General features: G+C 28.7%; 15 protein-coding genes and 2 other annotated features. Of the genes, 11 read left to right on the top strand and 4 right to left on the bottom strand.

The genetic code is table 11. The features are described 5' to 3' along the window. Positions 1-63 precede the first annotated feature (63 nt). The 9 genes from KQI41_RS13960 to KQI41_RS13920 all read left to right on the top strand — a co-directional run bounded on the left by KQI41_RS13960 (position 64) and on the right by KQI41_RS13920 (position 6,889). Entirely contained in the window at positions 64-666 is a 603-nt protein-coding gene (locus KQI41_RS13960) for an HD domain-containing protein (RefSeq protein ID WP_154442728.1), read from the top strand. 10 nt (positions 667-676) lie between these two features. Further along, complete coding sequence (locus tag KQI41_RS13955) at positions 677-1,309, top strand: non-canonical purine NTP pyrophosphatase (RefSeq protein ID WP_154442726.1); 633 nt, start codon at positions 677-679, stop codon at positions 1,307-1,309. Further along, the gene (locus KQI41_RS13950; RefSeq protein ID WP_154442724.1) at positions 1,309-1,797 is read left to right on the top strand and encodes a GNAT family N-acetyltransferase; all 489 of its coding nucleotides are present in this window, start codon (positions 1,309-1,311) and stop codon (positions 1,795-1,797) included. The genes KQI41_RS13955 and KQI41_RS13950 overlap by 1 nt, the downstream gene beginning before the upstream one ends. A 39-nt stretch (positions 1,798-1,836) precedes the next feature. Continuing rightward, positions 1,837-2,031: a DUF4177 domain-containing protein gene (locus tag KQI41_RS13945; RefSeq protein WP_154442722.1), complete on the top strand. Its 195-nt coding sequence runs from the start codon at positions 1,837-1,839 to the stop codon at positions 2,029-2,031. A gap of 91 nt (positions 2,032-2,122) precedes the next feature. Next, positions 2,123-3,169, top strand: coding sequence for a MerR family transcriptional regulator (locus KQI41_RS13940; protein ID WP_154442720.1), 1,047 nt, complete (start codon positions 2,123-2,125; stop codon positions 3,167-3,169). Between the two features lie 163 nt (positions 3,170-3,332). After that, complete coding sequence (locus tag KQI41_RS13935; protein ID WP_154442718.1) at positions 3,333-3,803, top strand: GNAT family N-acetyltransferase; 471 nt, start codon at positions 3,333-3,335, stop codon at positions 3,801-3,803. Between the two features lie 70 nt (positions 3,804-3,873). After that, positions 3,874-4,731, top strand: a complete 858-nt coding sequence (locus tag KQI41_RS13930; RefSeq protein ID WP_154442716.1) for an aminoglycoside 6-adenylyltransferase — start codon at positions 3,874-3,876, stop codon at positions 4,729-4,731. Between the two features lie 71 nt (positions 4,732-4,802). Next, a complete protein-coding gene (locus KQI41_RS13925; RefSeq protein WP_154442714.1) occupies positions 4,803-5,828 on the top strand; it encodes a hypothetical protein in 1,026 nt (341 codons plus the stop codon). Between the two features lie 461 nt (positions 5,829-6,289). Further along, positions 6,290-6,889: a DJ-1/PfpI family protein gene (locus tag KQI41_RS13920; RefSeq protein ID WP_154442712.1), complete on the top strand. Its 600-nt coding sequence runs from the start codon at positions 6,290-6,292 to the stop codon at positions 6,887-6,889. A gap of 55 nt (positions 6,890-6,944) precedes the next feature. On the opposite strand, the gene KQI41_RS13915 is transcribed toward KQI41_RS13920, so the two are convergent. The 4 genes from KQI41_RS13915 to KQI41_RS13900 all read right to left on the bottom strand — a co-directional run bounded on the left by KQI41_RS13915 (position 6,945) and on the right by KQI41_RS13900 (position 11,090). Continuing rightward, positions 6,945-7,706, bottom strand: a complete 762-nt coding sequence (locus tag KQI41_RS13915; protein ID WP_154442710.1) for an ABC transporter ATP-binding protein — start codon at positions 7,704-7,706, stop codon at positions 6,945-6,947. Then, complete coding sequence (locus tag KQI41_RS13910; protein WP_154442708.1) at positions 7,672-8,571, bottom strand: ABC transporter permease; 900 nt, start codon at positions 8,569-8,571, stop codon at positions 7,672-7,674. Before KQI41_RS13910 ends, KQI41_RS13915 begins: the two co-directional genes overlap by 35 nt. A 17-nt stretch (positions 8,572-8,588) precedes the next feature. Next, positions 8,589-9,572 (bottom strand): ABC transporter substrate-binding protein, encoded by a 984-nt coding sequence (locus KQI41_RS13905; protein ID WP_154442706.1) that lies wholly within the window; start codon positions 9,570-9,572, stop codon positions 8,589-8,591. Between the two features lie 143 nt (positions 9,573-9,715). Beyond that, positions 9,716-9,954: a binding site (T-box leader), on the bottom strand. A 149-nt stretch (positions 9,955-10,103) separates the two neighbouring features. Beyond that, positions 10,104-11,090 carry an ABC transporter substrate-binding protein gene (locus KQI41_RS13900; protein ID WP_216585499.1) on the bottom strand — a complete coding sequence of 329 codons (987 nt, stop codon included), beginning with the start codon at positions 11,088-11,090 and terminating at the stop codon, positions 10,104-10,106. 253 nt (positions 11,091-11,343) lie between these two features. Continuing rightward, positions 11,344-11,582 (bottom strand) — a binding site (T-box leader). 230 nt (positions 11,583-11,812) lie between these two features. Here KQI41_RS13900 and KQI41_RS13895 point away from each other — a divergent pair. Next, positions 11,813-14,089, top strand: coding sequence for a putative bifunctional diguanylate cyclase/phosphodiesterase (locus tag KQI41_RS13895; RefSeq protein ID WP_216585498.1), 2,277 nt, complete (start codon positions 11,813-11,815; stop codon positions 14,087-14,089). Positions 14,090-14,110: 21 nt separating this feature from the next. Beyond that, a complete protein-coding gene (locus tag KQI41_RS13890) occupies positions 14,111-15,280 on the top strand; it encodes a helix-turn-helix domain-containing protein (RefSeq protein WP_154443048.1) in 1,170 nt (389 codons plus the stop codon). The last annotated feature ends 2 nt before the right edge of the window (positions 15,281-15,282 follow it).

Raw genomic sequence — 15,282 nt, 5'->3', positions numbered from 1 at the left:
AAATTTAAGAAATCCGTGGAAAGTAAAAGACTTTATTAGTTAATTTTATATGGGAGGTATAAGGTGGAAAAATATCTAGATTTTAAGGTAACTGGTGACTTTAAGAGGGATATACATTCATATTTTTTAATGTATGGCAGAGAAGATACATATGAACATACACTTGATGTAGTTACAGAACTATATAATATTAAAAAACAATTTGGTTCCATAGAAGAAGGAAGCGAAGTTGCCTGTTATTGTCATGATTTAGGAAGAGTAGTGGATAAGGATGAAATAATAAGGTTTTGTATAGAAAATAACATTGAAATTACCCATGAAGAAAAGCAAATGCCTTCAATCCTGCATCAAAAGATATCAAAACTTATAGCAGAAAATGTATTTGGAATAGAGAATGAAGACATATTAAATGCAGTTCGGTACCATACAACCTCAAGGAGACCACCAAGTAAGATGGAAATAGAAGTATTGTTAGCAGATAAATTAAGTTGGAAAGAAGAAGGGTATGAAAAACTTATAAATGAGATTAGAGAAGCCTTAAAAGACTCAAGGGAAAAAGCAATATTACATTATTTAACGGATTTAGAATTAAATAAGGAAACATTACTTTTATATCATAAGGATTCCAAGGAAGCTTATGAGTATTTTAGGGATAAATTTATGTAAGAGGTGAAAAATGAGAATATTATATGGAACAACTAATATAGCAAAACTTGAAAGTATGAGAGAAGTTTTAAAAGGATTAGATATAGAAATAATAGGATTGAACTCAGTTATCATACAAAATGATACTATAGATGAAACAGGAAATAATCCATTGGAAAATGCAAGAATAAAAGCATTAGAATATTATAGGAGAACTAAGATACCAGTATTTTCCTGTGATTCTGGGCTTTATATAACAGGAATTGAATCAGAAAAACAGCCAGGAGTACATGTAAGACGAGTACATGGAAAAGAGTTAACAGATGAAGAAATGATAGAATATTATGGGGGTATTGCTAGGGAAAATGGAGGACAAATATTAGCCAGATATGAAAATGCAATTTGTCTTGTGGTAGATGAAAAGCATATCTACCAGTACCAAGGAAAGGAAATATCATCAGATGAGTTTCTAATTGTGGACAAGCCTCATACAAGAAGAAATAAAGGATTCCCCCTTGACTCTCTATCAGTAGAAAAGAACAGTAAAAAATATTATTTAGATATGAAAATAACAGAAAAAGAAGACAAAATAGGCAATGGGTTTAGAGAATTTTTTAAAAGATATTTGTTGGGATATAATAATAGTGCCATGGAGGGGAGGTAATGACTAATATTATTGGAATTTGCGGATATATATATAAACTAATAGATGACCAAGAATTAAAATCAAATATTACCGACTTTGTACTTAGACAATTGCCAGACTGGTTTGGAATAGAAGAGTCTATTATAGAATATGTAGGTAATGTAAAAGAAACCGTATTTTATTCAGCTTTTGATGATGGTAAACCTATAGGATTTTTAAGTTTGAAAATTAATAATGAATATACATCTGAAATATATGCTATGGGTATTTTAAAAGAATATCATAATAAAGGAATAGGCAGAGATTTAATTGAAAAAGCAGTAGGTTATTCTTTAGAAAATGATTATAAGTTTTTAATGGTTAAAACCCTTGGAGAATCTCATCCTGACAAGAACTATAAAAAAACTAGAGAATTTTATAGAAAGGTAGGATTTTATCCTTTAGAGGAAATTAAAGAAATTTGGGGAGAACAAAGTCCATGTTTATTAATGGCAAGAAGTCTATAATAGTTTATATTATATATAATATTTAAGGAGGGGTTAACTTTGGATAGATGGGAATATAAGACTATTAAATTTGGATTGAAGGGATTTGGTGGAGGAATATTAGAAACTGAAGACTTTAATTATGAACTTAATAAACTAGGCGACCAAGGATGGGAATTAGTATCTTGTTTTACACCAAATGGGGCTAATGGCTATAGTAGAGATGCTATAGCAGTGTTTAAAAGAAGAAAGTAGAAAATAATAGAATATATTTAATTGTTTTCTTGACCTTAGTCCTAGACTAAGGTTTATTCTATATATAGAATAATATAGAGGGGGCACAAAAATGGAGAAAACTTATTCCATAAAAGAAGTATCAAATATATTCAATATTACAACTAATAAAATAAGATTTTATGAAAAGAAAGGATTGATTAAGCCAAAAAGGGATTTTGAAAATGCCTATAGGTATTTTACTGAAGATGATTTAATTAAATTACAGACCATATTAATGTATAGAGAATTAGATATACCAATAGAAAATATTAAGGATATATTTATAGATGAAAGTAAAGATAATATACTGAACCATTTCCATGTTCAATGGGAGGTAATAAATAATCAAATTCATAGAATGCAGTTAATAAAAGATTCCTTAGAAGAAATTATGGATAATATTTATGAAAGTGAAAGCGAAGCATATAAAGAAAAAACAATTAAGATAATAAAATCTATGAATGACCTATGGCAAATAAAAAATCAGTGGAAAGATAAATGGGATTTTAATAGTTGGGCTAGAACCTATGATAAGTCGGTAGAAAAACATAGTGGAAGCTTAAATTTCTACAAATATTATAATGGGATATTAGATACAGTCTATGAAAAATCAGTTAAAAATAAGGAAAATACCATAAATGTACTGGAAATAGGTGTTGGAACAGGTAATTTAGCAAATAGGTTTTTACAGGGGCAATATGATATTATTGGAATAGACCAGTCTAGAGAGATGCTAAATGTTGCAAAAGAGAAGTTTCCTGAATTAAAATTAAGGTTAGGAGAATTTTTAAATATACCCTTTGGAAATGGGAAATTCGATGTAATAGTATCTACCTATGCTTTTCATCATTTAAATGAGAAGGAAAAGAAAATTGCCATAAAAGAGATGATAAGAGTATTAAAAGATAATGGAAGAATAGTAATAGGTGATTTGATGTTTGAAAATCAAGAGGCAAAAGAAAAAATTATAAGTAGATTGACTAAGGAAGAAATTGAAGAAATAGAGGACGAATACTATTCAAATATTCAATCATTAAAAGATGAATTTAAAAGATATAGTAAGGATTTACAAATAACTAGAATGGATGAATTAGTGTTTATCATTGAAGTAAATTAAATTGTAATAATATAAATAGTAGTGGAAAGATTTATTGAAATACTTTAAGATAATGGGTATAAAAGACAAATAGAATAATGAAAACTTAGTTTATAGAAAATCAAAAAAGTTTATTAAGCTTATTAGAGTATAATCGGATAGTTATGTGAAAGGAGAAAATGTTATGGAATATAGAATAGCGGGAATTGAAGACTTTATAGAACTATCGCAGATGAGGTGGGATTTTAAGACTGAAGGAAAGGATACTTTAAACTTTATAAATAAAGATATATTTATGAAGGAATGTTATAAATTCTTTAAAAGCGGATTAGAAGAAGGAAATTGGACTCATTGGATAGCATTAGATAATAATATGATCGTATCCCATATTTCTATTAATCACATTAGAAAGATTCCGAAACCCAATAGAATTATTGACGAGTATGGATATGTTACAAACATCTATACAAAACCGTCATATAGAGGTAAAGGAATAGGTTCTAAACTTATGGACAATGTAAAGACTTGGGCAACAGAAAAAGATTTGGAAATATTAATAGTATGGCCAAGTCATGAAGCAGTTAAGTTTTATGAGAGAAAAGGATTTAAATCAGATAATGATATAATGGAATTATTTATAAGATTTGATGACTAGATTACAATCTATTAAAACTATACATTCTTCATTTGATTTGCAATTAAGATTGTAAAAGGAGAGAAAATATATGAGAAAAGAAAATGAAGTGATAAATCAGATATTGGATTTTGCCAATAATGAAGATAGAGTTAGAGCTGTTATGATGAACGGTTCAAGAGTTAATGCTAATGCACCTAAAGATATAATGCAAGATTATGATATAGTATTTTTTATAACAGATATTGAAGATTTAAGTTATAAAATAAATCAGAAATGGATCAAGGCATTTGGAGAACTTGTTATTATGCAGCAAAATGATTTTGATGATGGATCATATATTTTTCTTATGCAGTTCAAAAATGGAGTTAGAATAGATCTTAGTTTTAAAGATATAAAAAATATTAGGGAAATAGTTAAAGAAGATACACTTAGCAAAATACTATTAAATAAAGATGATAATGAGCTTACAATACCTATACCTAATGATACTGGTTACTATGTACTAAAGCCTTCAAAAAAGGAGTTTGATAAATTATTGAATGAATCATGGTGGATTCAAACCTATGTTGCCAAAGGAATATGGAGAGATGAATTACCCCTTGCTAAATATATGTTTGATGTTATTTTAATGGATTGTATAAGAACATTATTATCATGGCATATTGGGGAAAAACACGAATGGAATATAAATGTTGGGAAGTGTGGAAAATGGTTCGAAAAATATTTATCCGATGAAATGTACAACGACTTTGTTTCCATATATCCAACTATAGATTATGATGAAATGTGGGAATCGTTGTTTAGAGCAGGTAGATTTATACGAAAATTAGGGAATTCATTAGCCGAATCACTTGAATACCATTATCCTACTAAAGACGATATAAATGTAACAGAATATATTAAAAAGATTAAAACGTTGCCTAGGGATGCTAAAGAATTTAGATAGGAATTATAATATAGAAATAATAGGTTTCAATTTTACTGGATATTTTCATCAATATGGAGGCGAGGGATAAGATGATACTAAAACATTTAAAACAACAGATGTTACTTCCTATAGAAGAATATATTATTAATGAACGTGTACATATAAGAGGGAGAGATGTTTTAATCTTAAGTTTTACTGTAGATAAAGAGAAAAATAGACTATGGATTATATATGAAGAAAAAAGTTGTCCTATAAATGAAATTGATTGTGAATATAGAGAAAAGATCAAGACCAATAGAGAAGAAAAGTTACACAGCATTGAAGAACACAGTAGACATAAGGAGTTCTATATAAAGCAAATAGAAATACAGGGGCAGATTGTTAATTTTAGTTCATCAAGAAACAGTCATATCAATAACAGCAACCTGGAAGAGATAATGCAGTTACAGCATTTTATTGAAAAAGGCTTAATTCCAGAAGAATGGGATGATATAAATCTGGAAAATCTAGTGATTGCTCAATATGAGCAAATGGAAGAGGAAATTACTCCTAGCATAGATAAGACTAAGGAATTAGATATAAAACTATACATCAATCAAAGCTTCATAGAAAAACCAATACAACATTGTTTTAAAGTAGATTTTGGAAAACAAAATATAGGAACAAAAATCGTGTATTATGATAAAGAACTTGGTAGGGAGAGCTGTTTTTTTATAAATGAAATCTATTCTTTTGATATATATGAGGATATAAAGGAGAAGGCTGAAAAAATTGAAGATAGAGAGATACGGGATAAAAATCTTAATATATTTATGGAAGGATTGAAAAACGTTTGTCCAAGGGGTAAAAATCTAGCCGTTATAAAATATGAAACAGTAGATAATATTCAGCTTAATTTTTATATAAAAGACTATTTAGAAGCAACACCAATATATAGTAATTCTAGTATTGGAATTATCGGGAGGACTAATAAAAATGAAATAGGAATCAATGGATATAGGTTGCGAGAATGTGTACTTCAGCCTATAGACAAGGATTTTAGCGGTGAACTGGAGATTGAACTATTTTCTCAGTTTCTTGAAATACCAGAGGAAAGCGTAAAAAGTATAAGATGAGAGTAAGTTTAGATATGAAAGAAGTATTTATTATGTTGTTAATCTCAGTATTACCTATTGGATGTAGGGCTATAGAGAATGGTATCAATATCAGATTGCCACCAGTATTTTATTACTTGAATTCAAAAGCAATCTATGATACAATTTATTTAATTATATGAGAGGGGTGTATCAATGAGCAAAATTCTTGCTAAATAAGAAATTTTAATATGCACAGAAATACATTCTTAGGAATGGCTTATTTTAGTGCGTAATTTAGCGAGAACTCTCTTTCAAATATTTATTGACATTTGAGGATGATTTTATCATCTTTTTTTGTACTCTTTTTAGGCTTTAATTATGCTGAGAGATTTTCTCTCAGCATTTTTTTGTGTGTTTGGGGGTGAGTGTAATGATCAATTTATGGAAGAAAGATAAGTGATTTTTAAGTAAGAATATTAATTAAACGAGGTGGATAGTTTATGAGTAAAAAGAAAACAGCAGTATTGTTATATGATGATTTTAGTAACTATGAGTTTAGTGTAATGTTATCAATATTTCTTCAGGCTGATAAACCCTATACAACATTCAGCTTAACTAAAGATCCAGTTAGGAGTGAAGAAGGACTGAAAATAGTTTGTGATGCATTAGTTGAGGATTTGAATATAGAAGAGTTTGATTCTTTAGTATTAACAGGATGTATGGATCTTGAACCCATTATCAATGAAGAGAGAATATATTCGTTTTTGAAGCAATTTGATCTACCTAGAATTAAAATTGCCAGTATCTCCAGCACTCCCTTTTTACTTGCAAGGGCAGGTTTATTGAAGAATAAGCGTTATCTGGCTGGGATGTTAAAGGAAGAATTATTAAAACATGGTCATACAACCATAGAAGAATTAGAGGGTATGGTGGATATAGCAGAGTATAGAGAATCCTATGAAGAAATTGGACATTTTATAAAAGATGGGAATATACTTACCTCTGTAGGTGCATTCTTTAGAGAATGGGCAATTGAGTTTGGAAAGATGTTAGAATTGGATTTCGAATCAGGATGGTATGGAGATTTTAAGAAAGATTAATGTTGTAATTATACACCACTCCTACATATTAAATAGTAGGAGTGGTCTTCTTTAACTATGCAAAATTGTGCAGCTTTTCTCTATATATATCAATTAATTCTTTCTCTGTTACATTTATGCTAGGCTTATCTAATAGGATTTCTCCCTTATCTAACATTACTATTCTATCTGAATATTCTATGGCATCTTTCATATTATGAGAAATCATTATGGTTGTCATAGAATATTTTTTTATTAATTCTCTTGTTCTTTGCATTATTACATTAGAGGTTTTAGGATCTAAGGCTGCTGTATGTTCATCAAGTAAAAGTAAGTCAGGATGTTTCATAGCAGCCATGACTAAAGATAAAGATTGTCGTTGACCTCCAGATAAAAATTTTACCTTTGTATTTAACTTGTTTTCAAGACCTAAATCTAAATCCTTTAGTAATTCTATATATCTATCTATATTGTTTTTTCTTATAAGTTTTCTTAAAGTAAATTTTTCTCCTTTTTTATTTGCTAAAGACATATTCTCCAATATAGTAAGAGAGGGAGATACTCCCATAGAAGGATTCTGGTATACTCTTCCAATATGGTTAGCTCTTTGTTCTTCTCTTAAGTTTTCTATATTATGGCCATTTAACACTATTTGACCTTTATCGGCTAAAATACTTCCACCTATAATATTAAGGAGAGTAGATTTGCCACAGCCGTTAGAACCAATTATTGCTGTACATTTATTTTCTTCAATTTCCAAATTGAAGTTTTGAAAAATATTAATTTCATTATCTGTATTTATATTAAATTTCTTTGATAAGTTTATTATTTTCAACATCTTTATTTCCCTCCTTTTTTTTCACTAAATTTACGATGTCAGCTGCAAAATTATTATAGGATAAAAATACTATTACAATTATTGCATTTATTGCCCTAAGGTCATTGGGATTTAGACCTAAATCTATGGCAATACCACCAATGATTTTATATATTATTGCTCCCAATATGGCCCTAGTAGTATTTTTAATTTTATTGGAACTTTTTCTTATGGTATCTCCTATTATAATTGAAGCAAGGGCTACTACTATAATAGAGTTTCCCATGGTTATCTCAGCAAATCCTTGTACTTGAGCCATTAACGCACCACTTAGAGCTACTAATCCATTGGCTAACATTAGTCCTATTATTTTATACTTATTGCTATTTTCTCCAAGGGATTTTACAAGGGACTCATTATCTCCAGTTGTTATTAGTAAATAGCCTGTTTCTGTTTTTAGAAATTCATCTAGTAGAATTTTTATAGATAGTACAATTATAGCTAAAACTATTAGATTTGGACCTAAATCAAAAATAGAGTTATAGCTAAATAATGGTATATTAGATTTTCCATTTATTTTTAGATTTACAGAGTAAAGCATGGTCATAGTAAGAATACCTGATAGTAAAGGTTTTATCTTTAGCTTTGTAAATAAAGTGGCTGTAAAAAGTCCTGCTAATGTTCCACAGAAAAAAGCTATTGATGTACTTACTATTGGATTTATTCCCATGGATATAAATTTAGCAAATACAAAGGCTCCAAAAGGAAATGTACCTTCTACAGAAAGGTCAGCTATATCAAGTATTTTGTAAGTTATAAATACTCCCATGGCTAAAATTGCAAATATTAATCCTTGTTCAAAAGAAGTAATTATTAAGGAATTCATTTATTTCACCTCATTATTTAATGATTTTTTGTTGCATCTTTAAAAGCTTTATTATTTTTATCAATGCCTAAGACTCCTAGAGTGTTTTCATTGAAAACTTTCTTGGTATTAGTGGCAGTTTCTGAAGGAATTTCAGATGGTGTTTTTCCATCAACTAAGATTTCCTTAGCCATTCGTGCTGTTTGTTTCCCTAATTCATAGTAGCTAATTCCATCGGTTATGAGAATACCATTATTTACATGGGAGTCTTCAGCACCTACGGTAATTAATTTATTAGATTTAGCCTTTTCAGAAACTATATTTATGGCAGATGCCACCTTATTATCTGTTATTGTATATATTCCATCTACCTTTTTAATTATAGAGTCCACTGCTTGGGGAATATCAGATATATTGGATATTCCAACCTCTATAATTTCAAGACCAATGGAAGAACCTAAGTCTTTTGCCATTTCCACTTGAATTTGTGAATTTTGTTCATCAGTATTAAAGATAATACCAATTTTTTTAATATTTTCATCTAAATCCTTAAACAATTGTAATTGTCTATCCATAGGACTAGCATCTGATGTTCCCGTTATATTTCCTCCTGGTTTTTCCATAGAATCAACTAGTTCAGCAACTACAGGATCTGTTACTGCACTGAAAAGTATAGGAATATCTTTCGTAGCTTGTTTAGCAGATTGTGCAGCTGGTGTAGCTATGGCATAGATTAAATCTACTTCATCTTTTACAAATTTCTGAGAGATAGTAATAGTAGTAGGAATGTCTCCTTGGGCATTTTGATAGTCTATTTCTGCATTTACTCCAAGTTCTTTTAATCCATCTTCAAAACCACGTCTTGCATCATCCAGTGCTTGGTGGTCAGCCAATTGGCTAATTCCAATTTTATATACCTTTTCATCTTGAATATTGTTTGCAGTATCAATATTAGAACTACAACCTGATAAAACCATAATACCTGCCACTGTTAAAGATAATAATTTACTAAATTTTTTCATTTTCTTATCCTCCTATAATTTAATTAATAAAAAATATAGGATATTAGCTTAGATTGAATCCATGGAATAATTAGGGGAAGTGTTCGCTAAGTTAGGTCATAAAAAAATCTTCCGTCCCTATAAATATAGTTTTTAACTATATTTATAGGGACGGAAGATTATATCTCCGCGGTACCACCCTAATTATGACAAAGTCATCACTCAATCAGACCTAACAGTCCTATCCCTTGTAACGATGGGCCTTCGGATTTCCCTACTTGCAATTGACTTTTAGGAAATCAGCTCAGGAGTGTATATTTCATATCTTGTTATTGTTGGTTCTCACCCTTCCCAACTCTCTTTAAATAATCAATGATATCTTTCTCTCCATCAGAGCAATTTTTAATGTTAAAAACTATAATAATACTTTAGTTCAGTAATGTCAACACATTTTTTAAAATTACTTAAAATTTTTCTAATGGATTCAATATAGAAACTGATATAAATTAGGGTTATAAATATAGCTAAATATTTAGTTTTTATTAATTAAATTTATTTTCCCACTTTGACAGCATCTTTAAATAATGGAATTGTTTCATCTAATTCTAAGGATTTTAAGGTATTAATATTTATAGTTGTAATAGTTTTTTCGGCTATTCCTACAGGTATAGTTGAAATATCTTTTTTATCTAAGAGAATTTCTTTTGCCATTTCAGCTGTCTGTTTACCTAGTTCATAATAACTTAGTCCATTTGTTATTAACAGTCCGCCTTTTACTTGAGTTTCCTCGGCACATACGGAGATAATTTTTTTATCTATAAGTTTCTTTGATAACAATTCAACAGATGAAGCTATTAAATTGTCAGAAAGGGCATATAAGGCATCGATCTTATTTAGTATAGAGTCTATTGCCTGGGGAAGTTCATTTATACTACTTACTCCAACGGTGATTATTTCCAATTCTTGGGAAGAAGCTATTTTCTTTACTTCTTCTATTTGAATTTCAGAGTTGGATTCATTTGTATTATATAATATACCTATAGTTTTAATGGTAGGGTCAATTTCCTTGAACATTTTTAGCTGAGAATCAGCAGGTGCAAGATCTGATGTACCAGTTATATTTCCACCAACATTTTTCCAATCCTGAACTATTTCTGCCTTTACAGGGTCAGTTACAGCACTGAAAAGTATAGGAATATCTTTCGTAGCTTGTTTAGCAGATTGTGCAGCTGGTGTGGCTATGGCATAGATTAAATCTACTTCATCCTTTACAAATTTCTGAGAGATAGTAATAGTAGTAGGAATGTCTCCTTGGGCATTTTGATAGTCTATTTCTGCATTTACTCCAAGTTCTTTTAATCCATCTTCAAAACCACGTCTTGCATCATCCAGTGCCTGGTGGTCAGCCAATTGGCTAATTCCAATTTTATATACCTTTTCATCTTGAATATTGTTTGTAGTATCAATATTAGAACTACAACCTGATAAAACCATAATACCTGCTACTGTTAAAGATAATAATTTACTAAATGTTTTCATTTTCTTATCCTCCTATAATTTAATTAATAAAAAATATAGGATATTAGCTTAGATTGAATCCATGGAATAATTAGGGGGAAGCGTTCGCTAAGTTAGGTCATATTACGCAGTCTCGAAACTCAAATTCATTTACTCGTTACACTCGCATGAATTTGGTTCTTGTTGCGTTTGACCTACATCAACTCACTGTCGTTCGTTGTGTTAGGTCATAAAAAAATCTTCCGTCCCTATAAATATAGTTTTTAGCTATATTTATAGGGACGGAAGATTATATCTCCGTGGTACCACCCTAATTATGACAAAGTCATCACTCAATCAGACCTAACAGTCCTATCCCCTATAACGATGGGCTTTCGGATTCGCCTACTTGTAACTAACGTTTAACGAATCAGCTTAGGAGTGAATATTACATATCTTCTTAATGTTGGGTTCCACCTATTCCAACTCTCTGTAATTAAGTTTAGATATCTTTCTCTCCATCAAAGCATTTTTAATATTAAGAATAATAGTAATACTTTAAATTGATAATGTCAAGAGAAATTTATAGTTTTTTAAAAATAATAAAAGTAAATTAGCATAATATAAATAAATTCAATAGATTAGGGTATATCAATTAATAAATTACTGAAGATTGCAACTATTATAAATATCATTGTAGATGCTGGAGAGATAAATTTATCTGATAAAGAACAAGATAAAAGTCAGACTGGGGGGGGTTGGAATTGATTAAAAGAAAAAAAGTAAGATTAATTAGTTTAAGAACATATGCAATTCCAATAGGTGCAGTGATAATATTTACAATAGCTGGAATTCACTTTACCGATATGGTTAGTCGATTTTTAGTTGATCACATGGAGTGGGAATCTGATAGGTTGGCAAATAATTATATGTCTAGGTTATCAGATTCTGTTGCGGCAACTAATGTAATACAAGATTTACTTAATGAAAAGTTAATCGTTGTCAACAAAACTCTCTGGAAACATAGAAGTGAAATAAATAATGAATTTTTAAAAGAGCTTTCTAAGGACTTAAAAGTTGATGAAATATATTTATATAATCCTAAGGGAGAGATAATATATTCTACTAATGATAATTATGTTGGATGGACGGCAAAAGAAGGACATCCTGTATATAATTTTATGAAAGGTATGGAGGATTACTTAGTTGAAGATATTCGAAAGGACACTGAATCAGATAATTATTATAAATATGCCTATTCTAAACATTCCAGTGGTGAATTTATACAAATCGGAATTTTATCTGATAAAGTATATGAATTAACCAATAGATTTAGTGTGCAACAGTTTATAGATACATTAGTAGGAGAAAACAATATAACATATATACATTTTGTAGATAATGATTTTAATATCACTGCTAGTAGTGATAAAGCCAAAATAGGTGATACTGCATTTAATGAACTAGTGGAATCAGAAAATATTAGACATAATAGAAATTACTTAAAAAGCTATCGGCATATATCCACCTATAGAACATTTTCATCTATATACGTTGATGGTATAAAAGCTGGTACTTTAGTGATAACTTATTCTTTAAAGAATACGGTTACTTTAATAAAAAATATAACAATAATAATTATACTGATTTTATTCTTTTTACTTGTAATATATGAAATAATGACATTTTTAATAATCCACAAAAATTATAAAATTGAACGCTTAGGGTATTATGATTCTTTGACTAAATTGCCTAACAAAGAACATTTTATAGAATTCTTTAAGGAGGACATATTTGTTCATAAAGAAAATAACAAGGCATTGCTTCTAATAAATTGTAGCAACCTTAAACTTGTGAAATTAATATTTGGATACCAAGGATTAGACAATATGCTTATAGAAATAACTAAAACATTAAAGACTCTAGATATTAATAATACACATTTATTTAGGTATTCAGAAGATAGTTTTATAGTATATATAGAAAACTATAAGGATAAAGATTATCTAATAGAAATCTGCAATAGAATTTTACATTCATTTGAATTTTCTATGGTAACAACATATGGAGGAAAAACTATTACTGTAAAAATAGGAATAGTTGAGATAGATGAAAGTTATAGTAGAATCGATGACATAATTAAGGATGCTGAAATCGCTTTAAATAATATAAGTGAAAAAGAGAATAAAAAATATTGTTTTTTTGATGAAACCATGAGAGAAGATTTAATACTAAATGAAACCATAGAGAAAGAACTTAGAAAGGTTATTTATGATAATAATAGTGAGGAATTTTACCTAGAATATCAGCCTCAAATTAATTTAAAGACAGATTATATAGTGGGATTTGAAGCCTTAGCTCGTTGGAAAAATAAAGAATTGGGAATTATTTCACCAATTAAGTTTATTGATGTGGCAGAAAAACAACAATTAATAGTACCCCTTGGAAGATTGATATTGATAAAAGCTTGTAATTTTATTAAGACTTTAGAGAATGAAGGTCATAAAGGTATAAAAGTAGCTGTGAATATATCTTTAATTCAATTATTGCAGTATGATTTTATTACAGATGTAATAGAAATCATTGAAAAAGCAAGAATTCGACCAGAAAATTTAGAATTAGAAATAACAGAGACAGTTTTAGCAGATAATTATGAAATAATTAATGAAAAGCTTAGTAAATTAAGAAAAGAAGGTATCAGTATATCATTAGACGATTTTGGGACAGGTCATTCTTCTTTAGCTCGTTTAAAAAAAATAAATATAGATACTATTAAAATAGATAAACTGTTTATTGATAATTTACTCAATAAAGACCAAGAAAAAGTTCTTACAAGCTCAATAATATCTTTAGTTCATAAAATTGGTTTAATGGTAATTGCAGAAGGTGTAGAAACTGAGGCGCAAAAACAATATCTAATAAAAAACAACTGTGATATAATGCAGGGGTATCTATTTAGCAAGCCAGTATCAATGGAAAATGCAATAAAATTATTAAGTAAAACTAACGGAATAGAATTGATAAGTGAAATCACAATATAATAGAAATTTTAGGAGATAAATATGAAAGATATAACAGGATTATTAATAAAAGAGAATAGAGAAAAACTAGGCTTAAAGCAAGAATACTTGTGTAAGGGAATATGTTCAATTTCCTATTTATCTAAGATTGAAAGAGGAAATATTGTAGCAAGTGAAGAAATAGTAAAGATGCTTTTTAAAAAGTTAGGTATAGATTTTAATAGTGATGAGAAATTTGTGCAAGAGGGAAAAAAGATATTTGAGGAGATTAATAAATCACGATACTTTGGGACACCAATAGATGAGCATAGATTAGAAGAAATTAGGAGCAATAAATCTAGATACTTAAATTCTTCTCTAAATATTGATTATCAGCTATTTGAGTTATTTGATAAATTATTTCAAACAGAGGACACTGACATATTAAGATATAAAGAATATATGGATAATGATCAGTTATATATGTCTTATCTTATTACAGGATTTTTAAATAATGATATAAAACTATTAGAGGAAGCTAAAAAAGTAAAATATACTGCAGAAATTATACATCAAATTGCATATATTAAGTGGATTGAAGGAAAATATTATGAATCCATTGAACTAAATTTAGAAGCCTTGAATCTAGCCTATAATGAGGGATGTATTAAACTCCAAATAGAAGTATGTGTAATGTTAGGCAATTTATATATATATTTTCATTTGCCTACCATGGAAAAGTATTATAATAAGGCTTTAAATTTTTTAAATCTTATTGAAGATAGAGGGAGTAAGTTTTTTATTTATTATCATATGGGAATAGCTTATATATCTATTGATTTTATTAAAGCAGAAGAATATTTATTAAAGGCAATGGAAATATCTCCAGAAGATAATAAAGATTCAATGGAGAAACTATATCAAAAACTTTGCTTTTTATATTTGAGATATAATAAAAAAGAAATTGCTAAAATTTATTATATAGAAGCAAAGAAAATAAATATACTAAAATCTGTAAATGAACTTATAGAGATTATGATTGAAAATGAGGACTATATTCATTCGGAAAAATATCTTAATAAGCTTATGGACATTTATAATGAATCTAAGAAAAATAGACAACATTCTAATACTACATTTTATAGTGATTTTCTTATTGAAGCTTATAAGGCCAATAGAAGATATAAGGATGCACTATTAGTTACTGAATATATCTATAGAAATCAACGATAATT

It is taken from the genome of Tissierella pigra (assembly GCF_018917845.1).
Lineage (GTDB): Bacteria > Bacillota > Clostridia > Tissierellales > Tissierellaceae > Tissierella > Tissierella pigra.
The sequence above is the reverse complement of the archived record's forward strand: the minus strand, read 5'-3'. Positions and strand labels throughout refer to the sequence as shown.